Raw genomic sequence first — 25,120 nt, 5'->3', positions numbered from 1 at the left:
ACTTCAGTGGATGTAGCCGAGGCGGATCGCCTTGGCGATCGCCTGGATGCGGTTCACGGAATTGAGCTTGATCGTCGCGGAGCCGAGATAGGCGTTGACAGTGTGAACGGAGAGGCCAAGCTTCTCGGCGATCTCTTCGCTGATACGACCGTCGCCGGCCAGTTGAAGACACGCCACTTCCCGTTCGCTCAAGGATTCGGCCGGCACGCTTCGACGCTCATCGAGTGCTAGAAGGTCCATCATGACCTGACAACTTCTAACGTGCTGGTCGATGATCAGATTGCTGCCCAGCTCCAGCGAGCCCGACAAAAACGTGACGTAGCCATTCCCGAGAGCACCCAACCGCACCGGGAATGCAATTCCTGACGATGGCATGATCCGGTCGTCGATCTTGCGCACGAGCGAGGAAAAATCGCCGGCCTCGCTATAGGCCCCTTTTTCCGTGCCGGTCCACACGATCGGCAGGATCGACATTTCGATATGATCGAGAAACATATCGCCGTAGGAGCTCACGAGTACGCCCTGATGCTCCCCGCTTCCGGCGCCCCAGTTGTCCAGCTCGCAGACCAGCTTGCGCTTGTTGGGAAGCCCGGCGCCGGTAACGCGAAACACAGCAAAGTGCCGCGCCTTGAGGTTCCTCTGCATTGCGACGAGTTTGGGAAATATGTCAGAACGACTGGAGGCACGCTGAAGACGCAGATACTGGATGCTGCCCGGTCCATCTGACGTTCCACCGCGGGAAAAGCCCATCGTTGCCCCAAGCCTTCCTAAACCAGATTGTTGCGTACGGCATAAGCGATCGCTTCCGACCGCGTTTTGGTTGCCGTCTTACGCATCACGCTGGTGATGTAGTTGTTGATCGTATTGCGGGAGATCCCGAGGATCACCGCTATCTCATCGCTGGTCTTGCCCTCGGCGATCCAGAACAGGCATTCCAGCTCGCGTTCCGTCAGTTCGAAGTCGCGTTCAGCCTTGGCATCGCGCGCCTCGGCAAAGCTTGCGCCATAGGATGCAAACAGTCCGACTTCGCGAAGTCTTTCCTGTGACAGGATGATGCCTTCCAGGAAAAGCAGCATCAGAGAGAAACGGGTTTTGCCGACGCAGAATGTCAGCGAACAGTATTGGCGGCTGATGTCGTCCGGCGGCGTGATGTCATCGGGCAGGAGCGCGAAGCTCGGGGTCAGCAGCGACAGACACTTTTCGAGTTCCGTCGAACGCGCATAACCACTCGCCAGATCCGCCCCGAGCCGTCGGACGAGATCGAATGGCCAGTTGGAGGTTACGATGAAATCGAGACCGTGTTCCTGGACGAGGTCGTAGCGGGCGAGAAGAAAATGCGAAGCGCCAACGTAGTCTGCGAGCAGCCGCATGATAGCCTGAACGTTGTTCGATCTCGACAAGATCGAAAGCCGTCTTACCAGTTGTTCACGGGAGATAATTTTCGACCCAGGTCCATCGTGATACGCGCGCTGGTCGATCGTCATCTCTGCTTCAGGCAACTCCACCGTTATCTGCTCCCCACCGGCTCCTCTCCCCGAAGGGCGACACCGGTATGTTCAAACGACGCATGGCATCCGCTTCCAGAATTAAGGCAGTTCCGGGTGCCGATACCCTGGCGTGACCGGTCCATTCCGAATCAGACTTCACATGTGCAAAGCCTAGACGTTGCCGTACGAATCAGGGCCATTGTAGGAATCGCTTTTGGAAATGCTATGCCGCGAGCGCCGATTTTGCCCACTTCCATCCATAAAGGCTTCATCAATGAGGCTAAAATGCGCCAACTGTATGGCAATGCCCACGCGACAAGGCCGGGACGAGCCCGGCCTGTTGTGATCATATGTTTGTGAAGGCAGTTTAGGCTGCTTTGTCGATCGCCCACTTGCGCAGGATTTTCGCGGCCCGCTCTTCGGAGATCTCGACCATGCGGGAGAGACGTTTTTCCGGACCTTCCTTGACCCGGCGGTTGAAGCCGCCGTCGTCGGCACCGCCCATAAGATCGTCCGAGCTGTCGAAACCGAAGTCGGCGCCGAAGCCATCCATGAGCGCCGGGCTTGCGCCACCCGGTGAGAAGTCGGGAAGTTCGAGGCCGGCCGCATCGGCGGTAAGCTCTCCGGCCGGGACGCTGGTGTTGCCACCGACGGTGCGCACCAGAGGACGAAGGCCAAGCCAGACCACGAGGAAGGCGACAAGAACGAACGCAAGCGAGTTGATGATGCCGCCGATATTACGGTTGAGCACTTCCATCATACCCGGACCAGACGAAGCGGCCTCGTCGAGAAGCTGGGTTTCGACGAAATCCATGGCCGTGAGTGTGACGACATCGCCGCGGTCGCTGCTGATGCCGGCAGCCGAAGACACGATCTTCTGCATCTCGGCAAGATAGGCGTCGACCTTTGCCTGATCCGCGGGCTCGCCCACCATCTTGGCAATACGGCCCTTGTTGACGACGACGGCGATCGAAATCTTTTCAATCTGATAGCCGTTGCGAACTGTCGCCGTGGTCTTCTGATTGATTTCGTAGTTGGTCTGCTCTTCCTTCTTGTCCGACTGGTCGGAGGATTTAGGAGCGCCGTCGCCGCCGGCCTGAGGAGCGGCCTGGGGAACGTTCTGCTCGACCGTGGTCGCGCTGTCGTTCTGGGCCTGCTGCGACTTGGAAGCTTCCTTGGTGGAGCGCACCGACCGTTCAACGCGGGAGTTCGGGTCGAAAACGGTTTCCTGGATCTGCTGGCTGTCGGTGTTGAGGGCGGCAGTCACGCTGGAGCGGAAGTTATCCATTCCGAGAAAGGGTGCCAACGCCTTGTCGATGTTGTTTTCGATTTCCTGCTGGACCGACTGGACCACACCGAGCGAACGGCTGATCTGGCTGTTGCTGCCATCGTCACCCGAGGCGAGAAGCTGGCCGGTTGAATCGAGGATCGTGACGTCGTCGACTTCGAGGCCCGGGACGGCCGAGGCGACGAGATGGCGGATAGACGCAGCGGCTTTGCGACCGGCGGATGCGTTCGCACGGATCATCACGGACGCCGTCGGCTTCTGCTCGCCGCGACGGAAGTTGCCGGCATCAGGCATGACGATGTGGACGCGTGCGGCCGACACGCCGGAGATCTGCTGGATCGAACGGCCGATTTCGCCTTCGAGCGCCCTCACCCGCGTGACTTCCTGCATGAAGGAGGTCAGACCGAGCGAACCGACATTGTCAAACAGCTCGTAGCCAGCATTGGCGCTGTTGGGCAGGCCGCGTTCGGCAAGCATCAGACGCGCCTTGCCGGTCATACCGACAGGCACCTGGATGCTTGCGCCATCAGAGCCAACCTCAAAGGGCATGTTGGCTTCCGCAAGGGCGATGCTGATCTGATTGAGATCGGCTGTTTCCAGACCGACATACAGTCCCTCATAGGAGGGCTTGTTCACATAAAGGGCAGCGGCCAGAACGATCGCTATCGAAACGACGCCGACGGCGCCCAGCGCGATCAATCGTGTCTGGCCAAGACTGGCCAGATTTTTGAATATTGTTGGAAATTGAGATAACAGATTCATTCTGTCCCACGCCGCCAGATAACATCTCGAGCCTATGCCCAGCATCACCCTAGGGAGCGAAGCTTGCGCGAGCGTTTCGAAACGTCGTGTCTGGTTGCCGCATGATGATTGCAACGCGGCCTGGCAGCAGGGTCAGAGACAGTCTCTGACGTCAGAAGAAATCGAAGTCTCCAGCGGCCTTGTTGAGCGGCTGGGAGTGGCCGTGGCGCATCCCGTTGGCCAGCGCCTTCTGCATGTCGGCAAGTTTGACGAGGCTGAGAGCCGTCGACAGATCCACCATCCAGTCGCTCGGAATGCTCGCGGTGACGGTATCGATGAACTCTGCGAGACCCCGCGTTTTCTGCACCGCGAGATCGATGCCCTGCAGCACTTTTACGCTGTCGGGCGAATGAAGCAGGCCCGGGCCGCCCAGTTCCAACACCTGCGGTTCGATACGCTCGATCAGATAGGCGACATCGTGCAGCTCCGAGACGAGGCGCATCAGTACCTCGGGCAGAGATTCCTCAAGGGAATCGCGTATCGGGGCGGTGATTTCAGTCATGAATTTCCTCGTCTTTACCCAGGCGTAAGAATTAAAAGAATTCGATCGAGCTTTCGACGGGCTTTGGTGGCGTACGGACAGGACGCTGCTCCAGCGCAACCGTCTTTTGCGTTTCGGCGCCTGTGAGAGGATATTGCCGGGCACGGCCGCTGACCGGCCAGAATTCCAGCTTGCGGCCGTGATCGCCTCCGGTCGAGGACCCCACCACCGGAATGCCTTCGTCACGCAGGAACTCCACGGCGAAGGCCGCATTCTGTTCGCCGACATTGGAGAAACTGGCAATCGTCTTTGCGCCGCCGAAGATCTTTGCCTCGAGCCGGTCACGACGGGCACCCTTTTTCAGGAGACCGTTGATCAACAACTCCATCAGGTGCACGCCGTAGCGGGTCGCGTCGCCCCCCGACGACGCTGCCCCGCCCGAGCCCGGAAGCAGGAAGTGGTTCATGCCGCCGACACCGGCGACAGGATCACGAAGGCAGGCAGCCACGCACGAGCCAAGAATCGTCGACAAAACCACATTGGGATCGCTTTCGACCTTGAATTCGCCCTGGATAATATGGACGCGTTTGGCACCTGCCGGGTCGTTCATTTAAGGGCTCCGAACACCGCCTCGATAGCAGCTTTCATCTTTTCGATTGTGAATGGCTTGGCGAGCACGTTGTTGGCGCCGAGCTGAGCAGCCTTCTGAACCAGAGCGCGATCGCCCTGCGCCGTCAGAATGATAAACGCTGCCTTCTTGGTATTCGGGTTGGTGCGCACTGCCTGCAGCAGGCCCAGACCGTCCATGTTCGGCATGTTGAAGTCCGAGATCACCAGGTGATGCGGCTGCTCGGCCATGATCTTCATGCCCTGCACACCATCGCCGGCGGCAGTGATCTGCTTGAAACCGAGCTGTGTCAGAGCGTCGCTGAGCAGCAGTCGGCTGGTGACCTGATCGTCGACGATCAGAACTTTGATTTTTTCAGCGAGGGACATTATTCGGTACCTTCTTTTCGGGCGGCAGTTAGTTTCAGTATTTCGTCTCCGATGGAGCCGAGCGGCAGCTGCTGCTCGACTGCACCAATTTCGTAGGCGACCCTCGGCATGCCGTAGACCACACATGTCTTTTCGTTCTGGCCGATCGTGCGAGCGCCTGCGCTGCGCATCCTCAACAGTCCCGAAGCCCCGTCGCGACCCATGCCCGTCAGGATAGCCCCGACCGCATTGCGACCCGCCAACTCCGCGACCGAATCAAACAGGACATCGACGGAGGGCCTGTGGCCGTTCACCGGATCGCGTTCGACCAGCCGGCAGCATGGCGCCGACGGATTGACCACCTGAAGGTGCCGGTCGCCACCAGGCGCGAGATAGATCTTGCCGATCTCGAGACGCGCACCATCGGTCGCTTCCTGCACTACAGGAGCGCAGATACGATTAAGCCGTTCAGCAAAACTTTTCGTAAACGTGGACGGCATATGTTGAGTGATTACAGTCGGTGGGCAGTTCAGCGGAAACTTTTGCAGCACTGCGATCAACGCTTCAACGCCACCGGTAGAAGATCCGATCGCCACAACCTTGCGACCGTTGCGGTAATCTGATGCCGGCGTCGGGACCATTGAGACCGGAGCACTGACCTGTCGGCGTGCAGAGCGTGCCGCAGCCTTTACCTTTTCAGCGAGATCCATGAACGGGCGAACGTCTCCCGGCACCGGCTTTCCGACGCAGTCGAACGCACCGATTTCGAGCGCGGCAAGCGTTGCGTCGGCGCCGCGCTGGGTCATGGTCGAGACCATGATGACCGGCATCGGACGCAGACGCATGATCTTTTCGAGGAAGTCGAGGCCGTTCATGTTCGGCATCTCGATGTCCAGCGTCACGACATCAGGATTGAGCTGCTTGATGGCGCTACGCGCTTCCATCGCATCGCTGGCCTGCCCGACGACGCTGACATCGGGATCGGAATTGAGGACGGCCGTGATCAGGCCTCGCATGGTCGGGCTATCGTCGACGACGAGAACTCTGGCCGGTGCGATCATGCCTTCCTCCCGGCATTCTTACCCATATATTTGTAGGTCGTGATGCCGATATTATCGAACGTGTTCTTCGCTTCGCCCGATACCCGCTCCGAATGGCCGATATAGAGATGGCCGCCTTCCGGCAGAAGCTGGGAGAAGCGCGACCAGATTTTCACCTGGGTCGGTTCGTCGAAATAGATCACGACGTTGCGGCAGAAGATGATGTCGAAACCGCCCTTGAAGGGCCATTGCGCCATCAGATTCAGTTCGTTGAAGGTGATGAGCTTCTTGACGCGATCATCGACCTGGAACTTGCGGCGGCCACCGACGTCGACCTCGCGGAACCACTGCTTGCGCATGGCCGGGGAGACGGTTTCGAGGGCACCTTCGTCATAGGCTCCTGCCCGCGCGGCAGCCAGGATCTTAGGGTCGATATCGGTTGCCAGGATGCGGAAATCATAGTCGGCAGCGTTGGGAAGAAGGCCCAGCACCGTCAGCGCGATCGAATAGGGCTCCTGCCCGTCGGAACAGGCCGCCGACCATATGCGCACACGTCCGCCATTGCGGGCACGCTGGATCAGCCCGGGCAGGACCTCGTCCCGAAGGTGCTCGAAGTGGTGGTTCTCTCGAAAGAAACGGGTGAAGTTCGTCGTCAGATGCGACAGCATCTCCCGGCGTGCCGGAGCGCCCTCAACGGAGGCGACCAGGGTACAGTATTCCCGAAAGCCCCGCAGTCCGAGGTTGCGGATATGCTTGGACAAGCGGGAATAGACGAGCGACGCCTTGGAATCGTTGAGGTAGATCCCGGCATCGGCGTAGATCATCGCCGCAATCTCCGACAGGTCGCGGCGCGTCAACGGGTATTCCCCGCTGGCGAGGACTTCGTCCGGCGACTGTCTGGCTTCTATGGCGCCCAGGGGCATCATGCGGCTTCGCTTTCCTTTTCGAGGTACGTCTCGGGGAAGAGATGATCCAGCTCGATCATGCAGATCATCCGCTTATCGAACGCCAGAATGCCCTTCGCGTATTGTTTCGCCAGGTCGGAGGAAATCTCCGGCACAGGCTGGATATTCTCTTCTGTAATCGTAAGGATATCGGAAACGGCCTCGACCAGCAGGCCGACAATCCGTTTCCCGACCTGCGCAACGATGATGACGTGACGCGCCGTCGGTTCGGCATCCTTCATTCCAAGCCGCGCCGACAGATCGACGATCGGCAGCACGGCGCCGCGCAGATTGATCACGCCGCGCACATCGGCGGGAGCGTGCGGCAGCTGCATTGCCGGCGTCCATCCGCGGATTTCGCGGACAGACATGATGTTGACGCTGAATTCCTGATCGCCGATCCGGAAAGCGATCAGCTCCCGGCTTGCCTGCGTCAGATTTTTCACAGCGTAGGACATTGTGTTCAACCTGTCGCAGCGAGCGACATCTCCGGACTGAGCGACTGACCGCGGGATGCCGCAACCACCGCGTCCACATCCAGGATGAGAGCGACGCGGCCATCACCGAGAATGGTGGCGGCGGCAATGCCCGGAACATGGGTGTAGTTGGCTTCCAGCGACTTGATGACGACCTGACGCTGACCCTGGATGGCATCGACCATCAGCGCGCGCTGACCGCCGCCTTCGGATTCGACCAGCAGTGCCACGCCCTCGACCGGATTTGCCTGTGTGGCGCGGAAGTTGAGGATGCGGCCGACATCGACCAGCGGGCAGAACGAGTTGCGGATCGAGATGAGCCGCTGCGTTGCGCCAAACGAGTGGATGGCAGACGCTTCCGGCTGCAATGTCTCCACGATCGCCGTCAACGGCACGACAAGCGTCTGGCCGGCAACCGTTACCACCATCCCGTCAAGGACGGCGAGCGTGAGCGGAAGGCTCATGGTGAAGGTCGAGCCCAGACCCGGGCGCGAGGAGATCGAGATACGGCCGCCAAGTGCCTGGATCGAACGCTTGACCACATCCATGCCGACGCCGCGGCCGGAAATGTCGGAGATCGTGTCTGCCGTCGAGAAGCCCGGCGCGAAGATGAGGTTGTCGATTTCCTCGTCCGACAGATTGGCATCCGGCGAAATCAGGTCGTTGTCGATTGCCTTCTGCTTGACGCGCTCACGGTTGATGCCGCCACCGTCGTCGATCAGTTCGATCAGGATGCGGCCCGAACGATGCTTGGCCGAAAGCTTGATCGTGCCTTCCGGATCCTTGCCGGCGGCTTCGCGCTTTTCAGGGCTTTCGATGCCGTGGTCGACAGCGTTTCGGATCATGTGGGTCAACGGCTCGGCGATCTTGTCGATAACCGTCTTGTCGACTTCGGTGTTCTCGCCTTCGGTGACCAGACGGATCTGCTTGCCGACCATGTCTGCGACTTCGCGGACGATACGCGACATGCGCTGGAAGACCGGCTTGACCGGCTGCGCGCGGATCGCCATGACCGAGTCCTGGATCTCGCGCGTCAGCTGCTGCAGCTCTTCGAGACCCATATTGACGGCGGAGGTGCCGCTGGCATCGTTTTCGATGACGCTCTGCGAGAGCATCGCCTGGTTGATGACAAGCTCGCCGACCAGGTTGATCAGGCGATCGACGCGATCGAGATCGACGCGGATCGTCTGGCCGGCGGCCGCTGTGGCAGCGGCCTGGGCCGGAGCCGGCGCGGGTGCTGCGGCTTCCTTCTTTTCGACGCGTGCCGCGGCGGCAGCCATCTTGCTGACGTTGGCGGCAGCTTCAGTCGCCACGACGGCGGCTGCCTCGTCGGCAGCCTTCGTGTCGGAGCCGAGCTCATCGTCGAGCGACGAGAGATCGAATGGTACCGGAACCATCGGCAGTTCTTCGTCGCTTGGCTTTGCTGCGGCCAGCTTGACGTCGAGATCACAGTCCCACTCGGCGAATTCGAACACCGAGCGAATATCGGCTTCGGTCTTTTCGGTCGTCAGGGAGATTTTCCAGCTGAAATAGGAGGCTTCCGGATCCAGCTTGTCGAGGGTCGGCAGCTGCTCCATGTCGCAGCCGACGCTCATCTCGCCGAGCTTGGACAGGTCGCGCAGCAGGAGGGCTGCTTCGTTGCCCTTGGCATAGAGATCGTGGCGCGGCTTGAAGCCGATCTCGTAGACCGACCCTTTTGCTGCCGGGACGTCGTCGTCGAAACCATCGAAGGTGAAAGGGATCGGCTGGAAACCGCTATCATCGCTCGGCTTCGGTGCCTCGGCCTTTGCAGGCTTTGCGATTTCGGCATGGGCCGAAGGCATTTCGCCGTGGGCAAGGGCTTCCAGTTCCTTGACGAGGCCGCGTGATCGCGCCTCGTCCACACCACCGCCGTCACGGGACGCAGTGACGAGATCGGCGAGCACGTCGGCCGATTTCAGCATCACCTTCAGAACGTCCTGGTTCGGCTCGAGCTTGTTGGACCGGACGCAGTCGAGCGTCGTCTCGAAGACGTGGGCAAAGCCCACGAGGTCATCGAGGCCGAAGGCGCCTGCTCCACCCTTGATGGAATGAACGGCGCGGAAGACGGCGTTGACCGTTTCGGGGTCGCGGTCCCCGTCGTTCAGCTTCAGCAGACCAGATTCCAGTTCAGCGAGCTGTTCTTCGCATTCCTGAAAGAAGATCTCTTTGATTTCGTTCATATCCATGGGAGGATTTCCTGGCTCAGGCGGTTACACGCTCGATGGCATCGATCAGTTTGGCGGGATCGAACGGCTTGACGATCCAACCCGTGGCACCGGCCTGGCGGGCGCGGTTCTTCTTCTCCGCGTCGCTTTCCGTGGTCAGGACCAGGATCGGGATGGCGCGGTACTTGTCGTTGCGGCGAACGCCTTCGATGAAACCGAAGCCGTCGAGGCGCGGCATGTTGATGTCGGTGACGATCACATCGGGGTTGCAGCCTTCGAGGACTTCGAGACCTTCGATGCCGTCTTCAGCCTGGATGGTTTCGAAACCGGCGTTGTTGAGAGTGACCAGAAGCATGTTCCGGATCGTCCGTGAATCGTCCACGGTCAGGACTTTTTTCTTCATCGCTAAATCTCCTTAGCAACCAAATTCTGTGTATCGAGGCCGATGAGCTGCATCGTCTTGACGAAGGCATCGGAAGGCTTTTGGACGGCAAAGGACTTCTTGTCGTCATCCCAGGCGTTTGCGCCGGCGACGAGGACCTGGACGCACTGGACGCCGAGACGCTCGACACCGGACGCATCGATGACGATGTCGCTACCGCGCATGGACAGCAGTTTGGCGTGCAGCGCGGACGCCTCGTTGAGGTCCAGCACGGAAGACAGTTTCAAACTTCCCGGACCGGCTTTCTTGGCCGCCATCAGCTTATTCCTTGTCGTTTGGAGTAAAATGTCTCTGAGGAACCGATGCGTTCCGCCGCGGCCCGCGGGGAGATGTCGGTGGCAATTTCCGGCCGGCGTGCAGCCGGTCTTGAGCGGTCGTCATCGTAACGGCCCTGTCGCGCAATCCGGAATTCGCGAACCGTGCGTCCAAGCTCCAGGATCACCGTCTGCAATTCGTCCGCGCCTTCGCCCGAGCGACGCGCAAGAACGGCATTGGATGCGACTTCCTGGCTGAGATCACTGACATGTGCCGTGACGACGTCGAGGCCTTCCGCCTGGACCCCGGTATCGCGAGCTATGCCCGCAATCGTGTCGTTGATGGCCGACACCTGCTGGACGATGCCATCGATGGCGCCCTGCGTGCGGTGAACCATTTCGACACCCGCATCGACCTGCGTCTTGGTGCCGTTGACGAGCGTCTTGATCTCGCGGGCGGCTTCGGCGGAACGCTGGGCGAGCGCCCTCACCTCCTGCGCGACGACCGCAAAGCCGCGGCCACTGTCGCCGGCGCGGGCGGCTTCGATGCCGGCATTGAGGGCGAGGAGATTGGTCTGGAATGCGATCTCGTCGATCGTGCCGATGATCTGGCCGATCTTTTCGGCTGACGCTTCGATATCCGCCATCGCGCTGATCGCCTGACCTACGACCTTGCCGCTGTCTTCCGCTGACCGGCGTGTGGCGGCCGTTGCCTTTTCGGCGGCAGCCGTGCCGGCGGCACTCTGGCGGACACCGGCAGCGATCGACGAAAGCGTTTCGCCGGACTTTTGCAAGCGGGCGGACTGATTCTCGGAAGTTCTGGCGAACGTGCGTGCGCTCTCGGAAAGAGCGTCGGTCAGCATGTCCGCCTGGATTCCGGTCTCTCCGACGGTCTCGAATGTCGTGCGGAGGTCGCCGATGGCGCTGTTGAGGATGTCGCCGAGTTCGCGATAGGCGTCCGGCATGTCGTCCGGAACCTTGGCGGTCAGATCGCGATCGGCCAGCGCTGAAACCACGGAGAGGAACGTCTCAACGGCCTGCGCCTGATCGGCCTGGCGCTGCTCGGTCAGGGCACGCTGGTGCTTGAGGCGCAATTCGTTAAAGCGCAACGACACCGCGATCTCCGCGTCGACCATGACGAGACGCACGATTGCGCTGACGAGATCGTTGAGTTCCTGTTCGCGCTTGCGACTTGCCGGAAGAATGGAGCGGGATGACATGCCGGCGACCGCACCGGTGATCAGATGCTCGAGCATCACCGAATGACCGGCGAGGTGCCAGCGCGGATCAAGACCCATGCGGCTTTCGGTATCGGAGAGGAGTTTGACCCGTTCGGCATACAGTGCATCGAAGCGCGCGTCGCTGAGCACGCTCCAGTGAGACGCCTGGAGGTCATGCAGGCGTTCGATCTGCTGTTCGCTTTCGAAGATACCGGCAGCCTCGGGAACGGACTGCAGCCGATGAAAATAGTCGCGCAATCCGGCTTTGAGATGAGGTTCGAGCTGCGGCCGGCACCGGCGCAGCAAGTCGCGCAGGTCCCCGTCGAGGCCAGCAAAGGCCAAGCGTTCGCTCAGGCTGCCCGCCTGGCTCCGTCGCCCCTGTTCTGTCGGCGTGTCCTGCACCAAAACCGTCCCCGCATGAAAGTCAGACCAACCCGACGAGTTGGTGTATTGCCGCCCAGCGAGGCAAATCCGAAACGGGCGGGAGCGTGCCGGGACAGGCCATGACCTGTCTGCGGTGGCGACGCTTATACCGCGAAGCATTTCGTAATCTGTCGATGAGAAATACCGGATTCAGACCGGTACGGCTTGGCGGCTTCATGCCTGTTGGGAGCCCTCGGGACATCCCATTCGCCGTCTATCTAATATGTATGGTTAATTCCTTGCCCGAAGGTTAACACGGGCGGTGTGAAATGCTCTTTCAAGCAAAGTCAGAAACCGGCCATAGCTCGGACTGTCCGCAAAGGTGACAACAAACAGAGGCGCAGAAAAGCTCAACCAAAAGCTTTAAAACTTTCAGTAAAATCAAATGGATCTAATCTGGAAGTTCAGCTTGTGGCAGTGTTTCAATTGTCCGGCGGCCAGATCAGTTCGGCCAGCGCTCGTTGGCCGTCCTTGCTTCCGGTCGATGCAAGGGCCTGAAAAATTCTTCGCGCATCGGGCTTGCGACCGACATTGAGGTAGGCGTAGCCGCGAAGGATCATAAGATCGGTCTGTTCCGGCGTGATCTGGGCGCGCTGATCGAGCGCGATGAGCGCCTCCCGATAGCGACCGAGGTTGAAGGAGCTTTGGGCGCGATTGGCAAGAATGGCGCTCTGAAGCTCCACGGCGCGGGAGTTGGTCTGCTTGGCGGCGGCCGCGGCAACAGACGCCTGATCCGTCAGGCCTGCCCGCAGATAGGCAAGGCTTCGACCATAGGACGCATCGGAGCGGACCACGTCGGAAGCACTGTTTTGCGCGACCTCGAAAGCCTTGACGGCTTCGAGCGGCCTGTTCAGATCCATCAGGCACCAGCCGCGCGATAGCGCCTGGTCCGGATTGGTCTGGCGGAGTTCCGTCAAAGCACAGCCGCGCGACGGCGGCCCGGAGCTTGCCTGAGCGGATCTGGTTGCCTGGCGGACCGACGGCTGCACGGCAACAGGCTGCCGGGTTGCGGCGGCACGCTGCGGGTTGGGTTGCTGAACGCTGCGTTGCGCTGATTGCTGATAGGGTTGTCCGTCCTGCTGCGAATAGGCTTCCGCAGTGCGATCCTCGGGCCTGACGCTCGGCAGCGGCGGTTGGCGACGGTAACCTGTCCGATCATCGACGCCCGCTAGCGATGGTCTGCCGAGATTTGCAATGCGCTCTGAACGACCGCCCCAGGCACGCTGGAGAGAAGCGACACCGGCCCGGTCGCCCAGGTCGTTGCGGGTCAGCGCCAGACCATAGGCGGAGGGCTCGTCATCCGGCTTCCAGGCGAGTGCTGCCCCGAACCACTCGGCGGCCGTGCGAAGCTGCCGCATTGCTCTTGCATACCAGCCGAACTGTTGTGCCGCGTCGGCATCGCGGGCGGCGATCACGACAGGCGCCATGCGGGCCAGAACATCTTCCTGCAGCATGGGCGGAGGATCGAGTGCAAGAAGATTGGCGACGGCGGAAAGATAGGCCGCCTTGGTGCCTTCGGAACTTTCCCGGAAACGATAGAGAACGTTTTCCGCTTCGAGCGGCGACTTCTGGCGGACCAGGGTGAGCGCCAGCCCCTCAGCAGCGGAGGCCGTCTCTTCCTTGCCATAGGCGCGCCGGAACCAGCGCTCGGCACCGCCGAGATTGTCTCTGCGATAGGCATACCAGCCCAGCAGCAGCGCGTCCGAGGCGAGCCCCTCGCGTTCCGCGAGTTGTTCGAGACGCGTGACATACTGCTGGCCGACGACCAGTTTCGCATCGTCGCCGGCTTCGTTGACAAAGCGGCGCGCGAGATCGTTTCTCAGACCCTCGAATTCCGGCTGACCACCGGCGGGAGTTTTTTCCTTGGCGAGGAGATCTTCCAGCATGGTGGAGGGAAGAAGTTCACTCGCCTTCTGCACCGTGGCGACACGCGCGGCGGTGTCCTCGCAATTGTCCAGGACGTAGAGATAGGCATCCCGGGCGCGACCCTGTCGCTCGGTCTCGGCAAAGGCTTCCGCCACCCGCCACAAGACGTCGATTTCGCTGCAGGTGAGAAGGCTCGGGTTTTCGGCCGCCATGCGGATGACGACGTCGTAATCCTTGCTGTCGGAGGCGCCGGTCAGGCTGACACGTGCCTCGGCAAGCTTTAGCCGGTCGAGGAGATCGTCCGGTGCCTGCCAGCCGCTCTCGGCAGTCTGACGGTCAGCGATTGCCTTACGCACGTCGGCAAAGCGCGACTGCGCATAGAGTTGCCACATGTTTTCGAGCTGTGGATCACTGCTTGCGCGCACAGCCAGCGGATCAGCGGGCGGCGACCAGGTCGGATAGAGCGCGCGCAGGCGCGAGATCTCGGCCTGAAGCCGTGCCGTGTCGCCACGGGCGGCAAAATATCGCAAGGCGCTTTCATCCACGACCACCGGAGGCGGCGTGTTGCCGCGCTGCGCCGTCAAGTTTTCGGGTCGCTGCAAGGGTGGTGGTGACGATGCGGCCGGGGACTGTGCGATCAAGGGCATGCCCGAACGCGCCGGGGAAGGCGTATCGGTCGGTTCGGCGGCGGATCCGTTCGGCAGCGTTTGCGTGATCACAAGCGCCGCTGCACCCGGAGACTGCGCGGAAGGTTCGTCTGAGGAGAGCAGTTGAGCCGTAAGCCGCTCGGTCTTGGGACGCGGCTGCATACCGTCTGCCCATGCGGGCGCTTCGGGACTGATGGCGCCGGTCAGCTGCGTCATGTCGACATTGGAGGATTGTCTATCGAGGCTCCAGAATCCAACAGCGGCTATACCTACCACCGTCAATGAGATCATCATAACCTTCATGGACTTCCGATCCCGATCCTAACCCCGACCTGTTGCCCCGCAACGAGGCGTATCAATGGCATGAACGCCATGATGTGTAAGAATGAGCTGATATGGTTAACGAACAATTTAGATTTGTTTAGCAAATTGTAAGCAAGACTCGCGATTCGCTTCGTTGCGTAGACTTTTGTGGAAGCGGAAATCGAGACGGAAGCGATCGGACGATGACTGTCCAATAGATGCGCCATTATATGCGAGTGCCCATGACGAAAAGATCATTTGCCGAAGTTCGCCGGTTCGTACGCAGCGACTGCCGAAGCTTCGCAATTGCCATCGCAGGATTGCTGCCTCTCGTCCTGGCAAGTTGCGGCGGAGCTCCGATCCAGCCGGGCGCCCTGGTGAAGACCGTCCAGGCGGAAGAAGCCATGGTCATGCCGCCGCCATCCGGCCCTGGTATCGTCGGCGTCATCGAGCGGCGCTACGACAACGCCATCGAGCAGGAAATTCCGCTCTTCACATCCGCACTCACGCCCGGCCAGAACTTCATCAAGGCGCAGTTCTTCGGCACGAAGAGCGCGTTCAGCTATAGCTCGAACCGGCTGACGTCGAAAATGGTCTCGCAAAGCGGCACAGCCCGCGAAATGGCATCCGGGTTTCCGGGTGTACGGATGGTGCGGTCGCAATTTTACGTCCAGAACAGCTATGGCCCGTTCGGCTATGCGTTCGGGCGCGGCAGGGGCAGCGATCTTTGCCTCTACGGATGGCAGCAGATCCGCTCGCAGGCGCAGAAGATGTCGCCGGTCGATAACTACGGCTCGATCCAGATCCGCGTGCGGATCTGCGAGGCCGGCGCGACGGAGCAGGCACTTCTCGCCTTCATGTACAATTTCACCATCAACGCCTCCGTCGACTCGCTCGGCTGGAATCCCTATGGCGATGCGAGCCCGCTTTCGCCTGAAATCGGACGAACCGGCGCTCCGACCTACCCGCGTCCTGCCTCGACGGAAGCTATCGTTCCGGTCCTGCCGCAACGACAAGCTGCACCGATGATCCGCCGCGCAGCCCCTGCCGCGCCGGTCCGGCCAGCCGTAGCACCGGTTGCCAGCAGCATGATGGAGCCTGTCATGCAGCCGGTGGGGCCAAGGATCCCCAGCGTTTCCGCACTTTCTCCCGCAGGCCTCAGTCCGTCAGCGCCCTCGGACGCTGCTGCGTCCCCGAGGTCACTGACACCCGCAGCCGCTCCGCGCGTCACGGTTCCTTCGCCTTCCTGCTCGACACAGGCGGAGGGTGCCAATGTCGTATGTCGCTGAGCGTCAGGCCGGCAATCCCGTCGTGATCCTGCCAACCGTAATCCGGTCGATCGAACCGCAAAGGTAATCCGGCGATGCGTACTTTTATTTCTGCCATCGTGTGGGTTCTCGCCACGATCATGATCGTGACCCTGGTCACCCTGCCGATCAACACGCGCACCCAGTTGATCGCGAGCGTCCTGATCGTCACGGTGATGATCATCATCAAGATGCTCAACGCCGACGGCAAATGGCGTCTCGTGGCTCTCGCCTTCGGCACCGCGATGGTGATGCGCTACGTCTACTGGCGCACGACGAGCACGCTGCCGCCGGTGAACCAGCTGGAGAATTTCATTCCCGGCATGCTCGTCTACCTGGCCGAGATGTACAGCGTGATGATGCTGGCGCTCAGCCTCTTCGTCGTTGCCATGCCGCTGCCGGCGCGAAAGCCGCACGGCCGCACTGAAGGACCGCTTCCGAGCGTCGACGTCTTTGTGCCGTCCTACAACGAGGACGAGACGCTGCTTGCCAACACGCTTGCAGCCTGCCGCAACATGGATTACCCGGCCGACAAGTTGACCGTCTGGCTGCTGGATGACGGCAGCACGCTGCAGAAGCGCCGCGCCGACAACGTGGCGGATGCAAGGGCTGCGGATGCGCGCTACAAGGCCCTCAACCAGCTTTGCGAAGACCTCGGCGTCAAATACCTGACCCGCGAGCGCAACGAACACGCCAAGGCCGGCAACCTCAACAACGGGCTTGCCCATTCGAGCGGCGATCTGATTGCCGTGTTCGACGCCGATCACGCCCCGACGCGCGACTTCCTCTTGGAAACCGTCCACTATTTCGAGAAGGAGCCGAAACTCTTCCTCGTGCAGACGCCGCACTTCTTCCTCAATCCTGATCCCGTCGAGCGCAACCTGCGCACATTCGAGAAGATGCCGAGCGAGAACGAGATGTTCTACGGCATCATCCAGCGTGGTCTCGACAAGTGGAATGCCGCCTTTTTCTGCGGCTCCGCGGCCGTTCTCAACCGCAAGGCGCTCGAAGTCTCCAACGGTTTCAGCGGCGTCAGCATCACGGAAGACTGTGAAACCGCGCTCGATCTGCACGGTCTCGGCTGGCACAGCATCTATGTCGACCGCCCACTAATCGCCGGCCTGCAGCCGGCGACCTTCGCGAGCTTTATCGGCCAGCGCTCGCGCTGGGCGCAAGGGATGATGCAGATCCTTCGGTTCCGCTTCCCGCCGCTCAAGCGCGGGCTCTCCTTCCCGCAGCGCCTCTGCTACATGTCTTCGACGCTATTCTGGCTGTTTCCCTTCCCGCGGACGATCTTCCTGTTTGCGCCGCTGTTTTATCTGTTCTTCGATCTGCAGATCTTCACCTCGTCCGGCGGCGAGTTCCTGGTCTACTCGCTGACCTACATGATCGTGAACATGCTGATGCAGAACTACCTCTATGGGTCGTTCCGCTGGCCGTGGATTTCGGAGCTCTACGAATACGTCCAGACCGTGCACCTGCTGCCGGCTGTCGTTTCGGTCATGCTCAATCCGCGCAAGCCGACCTTCAAGGTGACGGCGAAAGACGAGTCCGTGTCCGTCAGCCGACTTTCGGAGATCAGCCGGCCGTTCTTCGTGATCTTCTGTGTTCTCGTCATTGCCTTCTTCATCAGCATCTACCGGGTCTATACCGAGCCGTTCAAGGCGGACGTGACGCTGGTCGTGGGCGGCTGGAATCTTCTCAACATCATCATTGCGGGCTGCGCGCTCGGCGTCGTTTCCGAACGTGGGGAGAAGCAGTCGTCCCGCCGTATCCGCGTCAGCCGGCGTTGCGAATTCGGGATCGGCGACCGCTGGTTCACGGCGACGATCGAGGATGTTTCGGTCAATGGTGCAGCACTGCAGATCTATACGGAAGGCGCCAGGGACATCGCGAACGGTGCCATGGGTGTGCTCCGGTTCCAGCCGTTCAGCGACCTGCCGATCAGCGATTTGCCGATCGAAATCCGCAACTTCGATACGGTCGGCGACGTGACAACGGCGGGGTGCCGCTACATGCCCCAGAAATCCACCGATCACCGTTTGATCGCCGATCTCATATTCGCCAATTCGAGCCAGTGGACACAATTCCAGACCTCGCGACGTTACAACCCAGGCCTCTTGCGCGGCACGATCTGGTTCCTGGGTCTTGCCGCCTATCAGACGACCCGCGGCCTCGGCTACCTGTTGAAGGATCTGGGCAAGAGCCAGACGACGAAGGAAGGTTGAGCGACATGATCATCAATACACGCTTCCCCCGCCTTCTATTCGTCGCGGCCATGCTGGCATCGACCGGCGCCCTGTCGGTCTCGTCGCTTGCGCAGCAACCCGGTCAATCGCCGGCCACCGCATCATCGCCATTCGACATGGGTCCGGAGCGGTCCCGCCAAGGTGTAACCCCGACCGCGCCGCCTTCACCGCAAACCCCGGCTCCGGCACCTGTGCCACAGGTTCAACGGCCCATTCCAGCCGCTCCGAAAACGCCCGCGGCACCGGCACCGGCGGCCACCGCTTCTCCCTCTCCGGTAACGGCCCCTGCTCCTCAGGCGGCAGCCAAGGCTTCGACCGAAACGGCGCGGCGCTACCTCATCCCTGCCCCGTCGCTGCGCCTGAACGGCGAGGTCCAGCAGCGTTCCTGGTCCGTCTACCTGACCGAGGAGCAGGCGGCGACGGGTGCAAAGCTGCACCTCACATACCAGAACTCGATCGTCGTTGCGCCGGAGGCCTCGCGCCTTTCCGTGACGATCAACGACGTCGAGATCTATGGCGACAAGATTGCATCGCCCGACCAGCCGTTCGAACGGGTGCTCGACATACCGCCGGGCGTTCTGAAGGCGGGCGGCAATATGGTACGGTTCGCGGCCAATCAGCGTCACCGCACCGACTGCACGGTCGAATCCACGTTCGAACTCTGGACCGACATCGACCCGAAGCGGACGTTCCTGGCGTTCGACGACGAGCGTAGCGACCGGTTCAACCGACTGGACGATGTCAGGGCAGTCGGCGTCGACGGCAGCGGAAAGACGCGATTCCGCTTGATTGTGCCGGCGCTCGACCAGCTGGGCGCGACGGATGTTCTGATGCGGCTTGCGCAGGGACTATCGCTGGTGGGCGGCATGCCGAACCAGTCGTTTTCATTCCAGAAAACCATTACACCCGATCTGAGGCCCGGCGAACTTGCGGTCTTCGTGGGGACACCGGACGAACTTCGACCGATCCTTCCGAACCTGGCGGCAGCCGCTTCCAGTGCAGCCGTTGCAAGCTTTACCGATTACCCTGGGCACGGATCCTCCGCTCTGGTCCTGTCGGGACCCAGCTGGCCGGCGCTTCAGGGCCTTATCGACAGTTTCGTTGCCTCCACCGATGGCGGCAGCATCCAGCGCCGCGATACACTGGCGACCTCGAGCTGGCGCGGCATCGATACGCCATTCCTGTTTGCCGAGAAATCGATTGATTTCAATTCTCTCGGGGTCAGCAGCGAGGAGTTTTCCGGGCGGCTTTACCGTACCGAGTTCACAATCGGCGTTCCGGCGGATTTCTACGCGAACGCCTATGGCGAAGCGCGCATCCTGCTGGATGCCGCCTATGTGTCGGAGGTTCTGCCTGGCAGTCACATCGACGTCTTCGTCAATGGGAATATTGCCTCAACCGTTCCGATCACCTCGGACGGAGGCGCCATTCTGCGCCACCTGCCGATCAAGCTGACGCTGCGTCACTTCAAGCCTGGGGTCAACACGATCACGCTCGAAGCTGCGCTGCTGACGGCGTCGGACAAGGCCTGCGCGCCGGGCGCCACTGCGAATGAAGGCACGCGGTTTGCTCTCTTCGGTACTTCACAGTTCGAGATGCCGGATTTCGCCCGCATCGCCCGCGTCCCCAATCTCGGCGCTACGTCGGGCACCGGCTTTCCCTATTCGACCGGCACCGAGTCCGTTCCTTTGTTCCTCGGCCGAATCGATGAAAAAACCCTCGGATCCGCGGCGACTTTCCTTGGCAAGATCGCGACCGCGTCACATCGAGCAATACCGGTCTCGGTGACGATTTCAACGGCGCGTATCGCCGGGCGCAATGCGCTGTTTGTCGGCGCGATCTCCGAATTTCCAGCCAATATCCTGACGGATCTCGGCATCGAGCAGAAAAGCCGCGGTAGCTGGGGTGAGAACAGCGATCACGTCCCGGCCGACCGGGCGTCGTTGACGCTCCAGGACTGGCAGGATCGCAACGGCAACAACTTCTTCGGCCGACAGCTTTCTTCCGTGGCGGATTGGGCCAAGCGGAACTTTGACCTCTCCGCACCGATGCTGCGGTTTGCGCCGGCAGGTGACGCGATCTATGTGCCGCCGAAAACCGCCGGAATGATCATCGCACAGGAAAACGATCCGACCCAAACCGGCACCTGGACGGCGGTGATCGGCGCGACGGGCGATGAGCTTTCTGCCGGGATGGAGGCCTTTTCGGCACGCGAAGCGTGGAACCAACTCGACGGACGCGTGTCCGTGCACGATGTTTCCGAAGCAGATCCGGTGATTGTTCCGGTCAACTGGTTCCACTTCACGCCGACTGCAAACTTTTCACTCTCGAATGTACGGTTGATCGCAACGAACTGGCTGTCGGACAACATCATGTCCTACGGAGTGCTTCTCGTCGCGAGTGCAATTCTCGTGGGGCTGGCAACCGGTGGACTGCTGACCCGGCTCGGTCGGAAATAGGCACGGCAGGTCAATCCCGTGCGGCTGTCGGGTCCTCCGGCAGCCCTCCCTTGCCGGTAAAGCGTCGGCTGACATGCAGCGATCCCTGAAGGCCGAACCGCCACGGCTGGTCGATACCACGCGATATTCCGATCCGCCGTCCCGCGACCACCAAGGGCGGCGTTACCGGCGGAGCAAGCCGGAAAGGCGCTTCCATGAGCGACAGGCCGTCATGCTCGATACCAATTCCCAGCGCCTGGCAGACGCGTCCGGGGCCGGAGCATAACAGCAGGGGCTCCGCCCTGCCCCGCCGGTGTTCCATCTCGGCAATGCCGTTCACGGGCTGCAAGGCCCGGATCAGCACCGCGCTGCCCGGCGTGCAGACGAAATTCACGCACCAGTGGATGCCGTAGGAACGGTAAACATAAGCATGACCGGCCGGCCCGAACATGGCAAGGTTGCGGGGCGTCGGCCCGCGAAAGCTGTGGGATGCCGGATCATCCGGCTGGTAGGCCTCGGTCTCGACGATGACGCCGCCGACGCCCGAAAGCTCGAATTCAGCGCCGATCAGGTCGCGCGCCACATCCACCGCGGACCGCGTGAAAAATCCGGCTGCCAGTGCCATGTCGTGCCTCACCATTTCTGCGGTTCATGATCCAACCTAACCACTCGATAGCGCCAAGGGAACAAAGGGCGTCGTCACGGGTTGGCGTCCATTCCCTGGCTCTTTGCCTCCCGGAGCGTTTTCATGACTGTTTTTTCTTCCGATAACAGAGACTCTGCGGCCTATCCGCTGCAGTCCCTCTTCGTTCCCTTTCCTTTCGTCTGCTTCACCCTGACACTCGGGACCGACCTGGCCTTCTGGCTAAGCGATGGTCACCTGATGTGGCAGAACTTTTCCTCCTGGCTTCTGTTTGCCGGCCTTGTCTTCGGCGGCGTTGCAATCGTCGCTGGCCTGCTGGATATGCTTCGTCCAAGAACGCGGCCGCTGCGCCCGGCATTTCTCACCATCGTCATCTATATCGTCATTCTGGCGCTGGCTTTCCTCAACAGCCTTGTTCACGCCGGCGACGGCTGGACGGCCGTTGTGCCTTACGGACTGGCGATTTCTGTCGTCACATTCGTTCTCTCGGTTTTCGCCGCCGCGATTTCCGCCCGCAAGTATTCCCGCCTGGCCTGGAGGATCTGATCCATGAAGCCGTCCCGCATTCTCTTTGCCTCCGCGCTTTCGCTGTCGCTCGGCACCGCCTTGCCGGCCTTTTCCCAAAGCAATGACTTCGACGTCAACTCGCAGATTGGCCCCGATCCTGTCCTGCCGGAACCATCGCACCCGCTCATCCCCGACCTGAAAGTCGCGGAAGTGATCGGCTGGAAGGATGGCGAAACGCCGAAGGTTCCTGAAGGCCTAAAGGTTACCGTTTACGCCAAGGATCTTTCGAGCCCGCGCACCGTCCACACGCTTCCGAACGGCGATGTGCTTGTCGTGCAATCCAAGGCGCCGGCAGGCGAGCCGACCTCGAGGCCGAAGGATTTCATCCGCGGCTGGATCATGTCGATCGCCCACGGCGATATTGGCGCTGAGAAGGAAACCAATATCATCACTCTGCTGCGCGATACCAATCGCGATGGCACGGTCGATGAACGGCACGACCTTCTGACCAAGCTCGATTCCCCGTTTGGCCTGGCTTGGGTGGACAATACGCTCTACGTGGCCTCGGCCAGCGCCGTGATCGCCTACCCTTATGAACTCGGCCAGAACGAGATTACCGCGCCGCCAAAGGTGCTGACCCCGCTTCCTGGCGGGCCAATCAACCACCATTGGACTAAGGATCTGGCGCTCAGCCCCGATGGCAAGATGCTCTACGTCTCGGTCGGCTCGAACTCCAATATCGTGGAGAACGGGCTCGAGGCTGAAAAGGGCCGCGCCGCGATCTGGCAAGTCGATCGTCAGACGGGGGCGGCACGCGTCTTCGCATCCGGCCTACGCAACCCGAATGGTCTTGCCTTCAACCCGGATACGGGCGTTCTCTACACCGTCGTCAACGAGCGTGATGAACTCGGTCCGAACCTGGTGCCGGACTACATGACGTCGGTGAAGGAAGATGGCTTCTACGGCTGGCCGTGGAGCTACTACGGCAACCATGTCGACGTTCGCGTTCACCCGCCACGGCCGGACATGGTCGAAAGGGCGATCGCGCCGGACTACGCGCTGTCCAGCCATGTCGCAGCACTCGGCCTGACGTTTTCGGCCAATTCCGCCATGCCGTCCGCCTTCGCAAGCGGTGCCTTCATCGGCGAACATGGCAGCTGGAACCGGGATCACTTCAACGGCTACAAGGTCGTCTATGTGCCCTTCGAAAACGGCAAGCCTGTTGGCAAGGCACAGGACGTCGTGACAGGCTTTATCGAGAACGATCAGGCGCGCGGCAGACCTGTCGGTGTCGGGATCGATGGAACGGGGGCGCTTCTGGTTGCCGACGATTCCGGCAACACGGTCTGGCGGGTCGCCAATGCCGACGGCACGGTCATTCCGCAGCCGATCGGCACCGACCAGACCGCGGCAACCGCACAGCAGGCCGCGACCACCGACAAGACGGATCGGGCACCCGTTGCAGCAGTGAGTCCTCCGGCCAACGGGACGACCGGCTCCACGGAACCGGCACTCGCCGCACCAACCGCCCCTGCAGAAGAGCGGCTGACCGGTCAGGCCCCAGTGTCCGGTAAAAGCGATACGCTGCAGCCGTCGCAAACCGACATTGCGCCAGCAGCAAGGCCTTAATCCGGAAACGGTCTCGCGCTTATCGACGCTAGACAGACGAACTCATGTGCAGCCGGTAACGCCTACCGGCTGCACTTTCTTTTTAAGGTCGCCGTCATGCCGCGCGCTTGAGCGCATCACCGAGCATCGAGACGATGGTGCCGATCTGCTCCTTTTCGATGATCAGCGGCGGCGACAGCGCGATCGTGTCGCCCGTGACTCGGACCAGCAGCCCCTTCTGGAAGCAATCGACGAAGACATCATAGGCACGTGCTCCCACAGCGCCTTCGCGCGATGCCAGCTCGACGGCGCCGACGAGGCCAAGGTTTCTGATGTCGATGACGTGCGGCAGGCCTTTCAGCGAGTGCAGCGCCTCTTCCCATTCGCCGGCAAGACCAGCAGCGCGGGTCAACAAGCCCTCTTCCTCGTAGATTTCCATGGTCGCTAGACCGGCGGCGCAAGCGACCGGGTGGCCGGAATAGGTATAGCCGTGGAACAGCTCGATCGCGTTCTCAGGCCCTGCCATCAGTCCGTCATAGATCGTGCGGCTGGCAAACACCGCGCCCATCGGGATCGTCCCGTTGGTAATGCCCTTGGCGGTGGTGACGAGATCCGGCACGACACCGAAGTAATCCGTGCCAAACGGCATGCCGAGACGGCCAAAGCCGGTGATGACTTCGTCGAAAATCAGAAGAATGCCGTGTTTCGTGGCCGTTGCGCGCAGCTTTTCGAGATAGCCCTTGGGCGGCAGGATGACGCCGGCGGAGCCTGACATCGGCTCCACGATCACGGCTGCGATGGTTTCCGCCCCGTGCAGTCCGACGAGACGTTCGAGATCGTCGGCAAGCTCAATGCCATGCGCCGGCAATCCCTTCGAGAAGGCGTTGCGCTCGATATCGAGCGTGTGACGCATATGGTCTGCCGGGATCTGCGGAAAGACACGGCGATTGTTGACGAGACCGCCGACCGAAATGCCGCCGAAGCCGACGCCGTGATAGCCCTTCTCGCGACCGATGAAACGGGTGCGGGTCCCCTGCCCGATCGACCGCTGATAGGCAATGGCGATCTTGAGTGCGGTATCGACAGATTCGGAACCGGAACCGGTAAAGAAGACACGATCCAGCTTGGCGGCGGCACCACCCGGCGCATGCTCCGCCAGTTTCGTGGCGAAATCGAACGCGATGGGATGACCCATCTGGAAGGTCGGGGCAAAATCCATGGTGGTGAGCTGGCGTTCGACGGCCTGTGCGATCTTCTTGCGACCATGGCCGGCATTGCAGCACCACAGCCCCGCCGTGCCGTCGAGAACCTTGTTGCCGTCGACATCGGTGTAATACATGCCATCCGCCTGCGCGAGCAGACGCGGCGTCGCCTTGAACTGGCGGTTTGCCGTAAACGGCATCCAGAAATTGTCAAGATTGAGCGCGTTTGTCTTGCTCGCGTGATCCATGAAAGCCTCCTGTTCGATAGGGTAGATGTCACGGATTTTTCGGTGGCGAACAAGTCTTTTTGTGTTGGGGGTGCATCTCGTGCGG

Annotated in this window: 21 protein-coding genes; 5 read left to right on the top strand and 16 right to left on the bottom strand. The window is 61.1% G+C overall.

The window, feature by feature from the left end; all coding sequences use genetic code 11:
• Positions 1-3: 3 nt before the first annotated feature.
• The 14 genes from visR to G6K99_RS02425 all read right to left on the bottom strand — a co-directional run bounded on the left by visR (position 4) and on the right by G6K99_RS02425 (position 14,824).
• The gene (gene visR, locus G6K99_RS02490; protein ID WP_062453829.1) at positions 4-750 is read right to left on the bottom strand and encodes a transcriptional regulator VisR; all 747 of its coding nucleotides are present in this window, start codon (positions 748-750) and stop codon (positions 4-6) included.
• Between the two features lie 17 nt (positions 751-767).
• Complete coding sequence (visN, locus tag G6K99_RS02485; RefSeq protein ID WP_082471832.1) at positions 768-1,484, bottom strand: transcriptional regulator VisN; 717 nt, start codon at positions 1,482-1,484, stop codon at positions 768-770.
• 370 nt (positions 1,485-1,854) lie between these two features.
• On the bottom strand, positions 1,855-3,537 hold the full coding sequence (gene fliF / locus G6K99_RS02480; protein ID WP_062579079.1) for a flagellar basal-body MS-ring/collar protein FliF: 1,683 nt from the start codon (positions 3,535-3,537) through the stop codon (positions 1,855-1,857).
• Between the two features lie 151 nt (positions 3,538-3,688).
• Complete coding sequence (locus G6K99_RS02475) at positions 3,689-4,078, bottom strand: hypothetical protein (protein ID WP_062453832.1); 390 nt, start codon at positions 4,076-4,078, stop codon at positions 3,689-3,691.
• A gap of 31 nt (positions 4,079-4,109) precedes the next feature.
• Positions 4,110-4,667: a chemoreceptor glutamine deamidase CheD gene (gene cheD, locus G6K99_RS02470; protein ID WP_062453833.1), complete on the bottom strand. Its 558-nt coding sequence runs from the start codon at positions 4,665-4,667 to the stop codon at positions 4,110-4,112.
• Positions 4,664-5,053, bottom strand: coding sequence for a response regulator (locus G6K99_RS02465; RefSeq protein WP_062453834.1), 390 nt, complete (start codon positions 5,051-5,053; stop codon positions 4,664-4,666). Before G6K99_RS02465 ends, cheD begins: the two co-directional genes overlap by 4 nt.
• Positions 5,053-6,093, bottom strand: a complete 1,041-nt coding sequence (gene cheB / locus G6K99_RS02460; protein WP_062453835.1) for a protein-glutamate O-methylesterase CheB — start codon at positions 6,091-6,093, stop codon at positions 5,053-5,055. The genes G6K99_RS02465 and cheB overlap by 1 nt, the downstream gene beginning before the upstream one ends.
• Positions 6,090-6,998, bottom strand: coding sequence for a protein-glutamate O-methyltransferase CheR (gene cheR / locus G6K99_RS02455; RefSeq protein WP_062453836.1), 909 nt, complete (start codon positions 6,996-6,998; stop codon positions 6,090-6,092). Before cheR ends, cheB begins: the two co-directional genes overlap by 4 nt.
• Positions 6,995-7,474 carry a chemotaxis protein CheW gene (locus G6K99_RS02450; protein ID WP_062453837.1) on the bottom strand — a complete coding sequence of 160 codons (480 nt, stop codon included), beginning with the start codon at positions 7,472-7,474 and terminating at the stop codon, positions 6,995-6,997. The genes cheR and G6K99_RS02450 overlap by 4 nt, the downstream gene beginning before the upstream one ends.
• A 5-nt stretch (positions 7,475-7,479) precedes the next feature.
• Positions 7,480-9,699, bottom strand: coding sequence for a chemotaxis protein CheA (locus tag G6K99_RS02445; protein ID WP_174195615.1), 2,220 nt, complete (start codon positions 9,697-9,699; stop codon positions 7,480-7,482).
• A 16-nt stretch (positions 9,700-9,715) separates the two neighbouring features.
• Positions 9,716-10,081 carry a chemotaxis response regulator CheY1 gene (gene cheY1, locus G6K99_RS02440; protein WP_062453839.1) on the bottom strand — a complete coding sequence of 122 codons (366 nt, stop codon included), beginning with the start codon at positions 10,079-10,081 and terminating at the stop codon, positions 9,716-9,718.
• Positions 10,082-10,083: 2 nt separating this feature from the next.
• Complete coding sequence (locus G6K99_RS02435; RefSeq protein ID WP_062453840.1) at positions 10,084-10,377, bottom strand: STAS domain-containing protein; 294 nt, start codon at positions 10,375-10,377, stop codon at positions 10,084-10,086.
• Entirely contained in the window at positions 10,377-11,999 is a 1,623-nt protein-coding gene (locus tag G6K99_RS02430) for a globin-coupled sensor protein (protein WP_174195614.1), read from the bottom strand. The genes G6K99_RS02435 and G6K99_RS02430 overlap by 1 nt, the downstream gene beginning before the upstream one ends.
• 440 nt (positions 12,000-12,439) lie before the next feature.
• The gene (locus G6K99_RS02425; protein ID WP_210261659.1) at positions 12,440-14,824 is read right to left on the bottom strand and encodes a tetratricopeptide repeat protein; all 2,385 of its coding nucleotides are present in this window, start codon (positions 14,822-14,824) and stop codon (positions 12,440-12,442) included.
• A 251-nt stretch (positions 14,825-15,075) separates the two neighbouring features.
• On the opposite strand from G6K99_RS02425, the gene bcsN reads away from it, so the two are divergent.
• The 3 genes from bcsN to G6K99_RS02410 all read left to right on the top strand — a co-directional run bounded on the left by bcsN (position 15,076) and on the right by G6K99_RS02410 (position 20,848).
• Entirely contained in the window at positions 15,076-16,122 is a 1,047-nt protein-coding gene (bcsN, locus tag G6K99_RS02420) for a cellulose biosynthesis protein BcsN (protein WP_174195612.1), read from the top strand.
• A 74-nt stretch (positions 16,123-16,196) separates the two neighbouring features.
• Positions 16,197-18,368, top strand: a complete 2,172-nt coding sequence (bcsA, locus tag G6K99_RS02415) for a UDP-forming cellulose synthase catalytic subunit (RefSeq protein WP_062453845.1) — start codon at positions 16,197-16,199, stop codon at positions 18,366-18,368.
• A 5-nt stretch (positions 18,369-18,373) separates the two neighbouring features.
• Positions 18,374-20,848, top strand: a complete 2,475-nt coding sequence (locus G6K99_RS02410) for a cellulose biosynthesis cyclic di-GMP-binding regulatory protein BcsB (protein WP_174195611.1) — start codon at positions 18,374-18,376, stop codon at positions 20,846-20,848.
• Positions 20,849-20,858: 10 nt separating this feature from the next.
• Here G6K99_RS02410 and G6K99_RS02405 read toward each other — a convergent pair whose 3' ends face one another.
• Positions 20,859-21,452 carry a DNA-3-methyladenine glycosylase gene (locus G6K99_RS02405; RefSeq protein ID WP_082471830.1) on the bottom strand — a complete coding sequence of 198 codons (594 nt, stop codon included), beginning with the start codon at positions 21,450-21,452 and terminating at the stop codon, positions 20,859-20,861.
• Positions 21,453-21,575: 123 nt separating this feature from the next.
• Here G6K99_RS02405 and G6K99_RS02400 point away from each other — a divergent pair, with 123 nt between their 5' ends.
• Both G6K99_RS02400 and G6K99_RS02395 read left to right on the top strand, forming a co-directional pair.
• Positions 21,576-22,016: a DUF2231 domain-containing protein gene (locus G6K99_RS02400; RefSeq protein ID WP_062453848.1), complete on the top strand. Its 441-nt coding sequence runs from the start codon at positions 21,576-21,578 to the stop codon at positions 22,014-22,016.
• A gap of 3 nt (positions 22,017-22,019) precedes the next feature.
• Positions 22,020-23,606, top strand: coding sequence for a sorbosone dehydrogenase family protein (locus G6K99_RS02395; RefSeq protein WP_062453849.1), 1,587 nt, complete (start codon positions 22,020-22,022; stop codon positions 23,604-23,606).
• A 94-nt stretch (positions 23,607-23,700) separates the two neighbouring features.
• Here G6K99_RS02395 and G6K99_RS02390 read toward each other — a convergent pair whose 3' ends face one another.
• The gene (locus G6K99_RS02390) at positions 23,701-25,035 is read right to left on the bottom strand and encodes an aspartate aminotransferase family protein (RefSeq protein ID WP_174195610.1); all 1,335 of its coding nucleotides are present in this window, start codon (positions 25,033-25,035) and stop codon (positions 23,701-23,703) included.
• Positions 25,036-25,120 lie beyond the last annotated feature (85 nt).

Source organism: Neorhizobium sp. AL 9.2.2, assembly GCF_013317225.1.
Classification (GTDB): Bacteria; Pseudomonadota; Alphaproteobacteria; order Rhizobiales; family Rhizobiaceae; genus Neorhizobium; species Neorhizobium soli.
The sequence above is the reverse complement of the archived record's forward strand: the minus strand, read 5'-3'. Positions and strand labels throughout refer to the sequence as shown.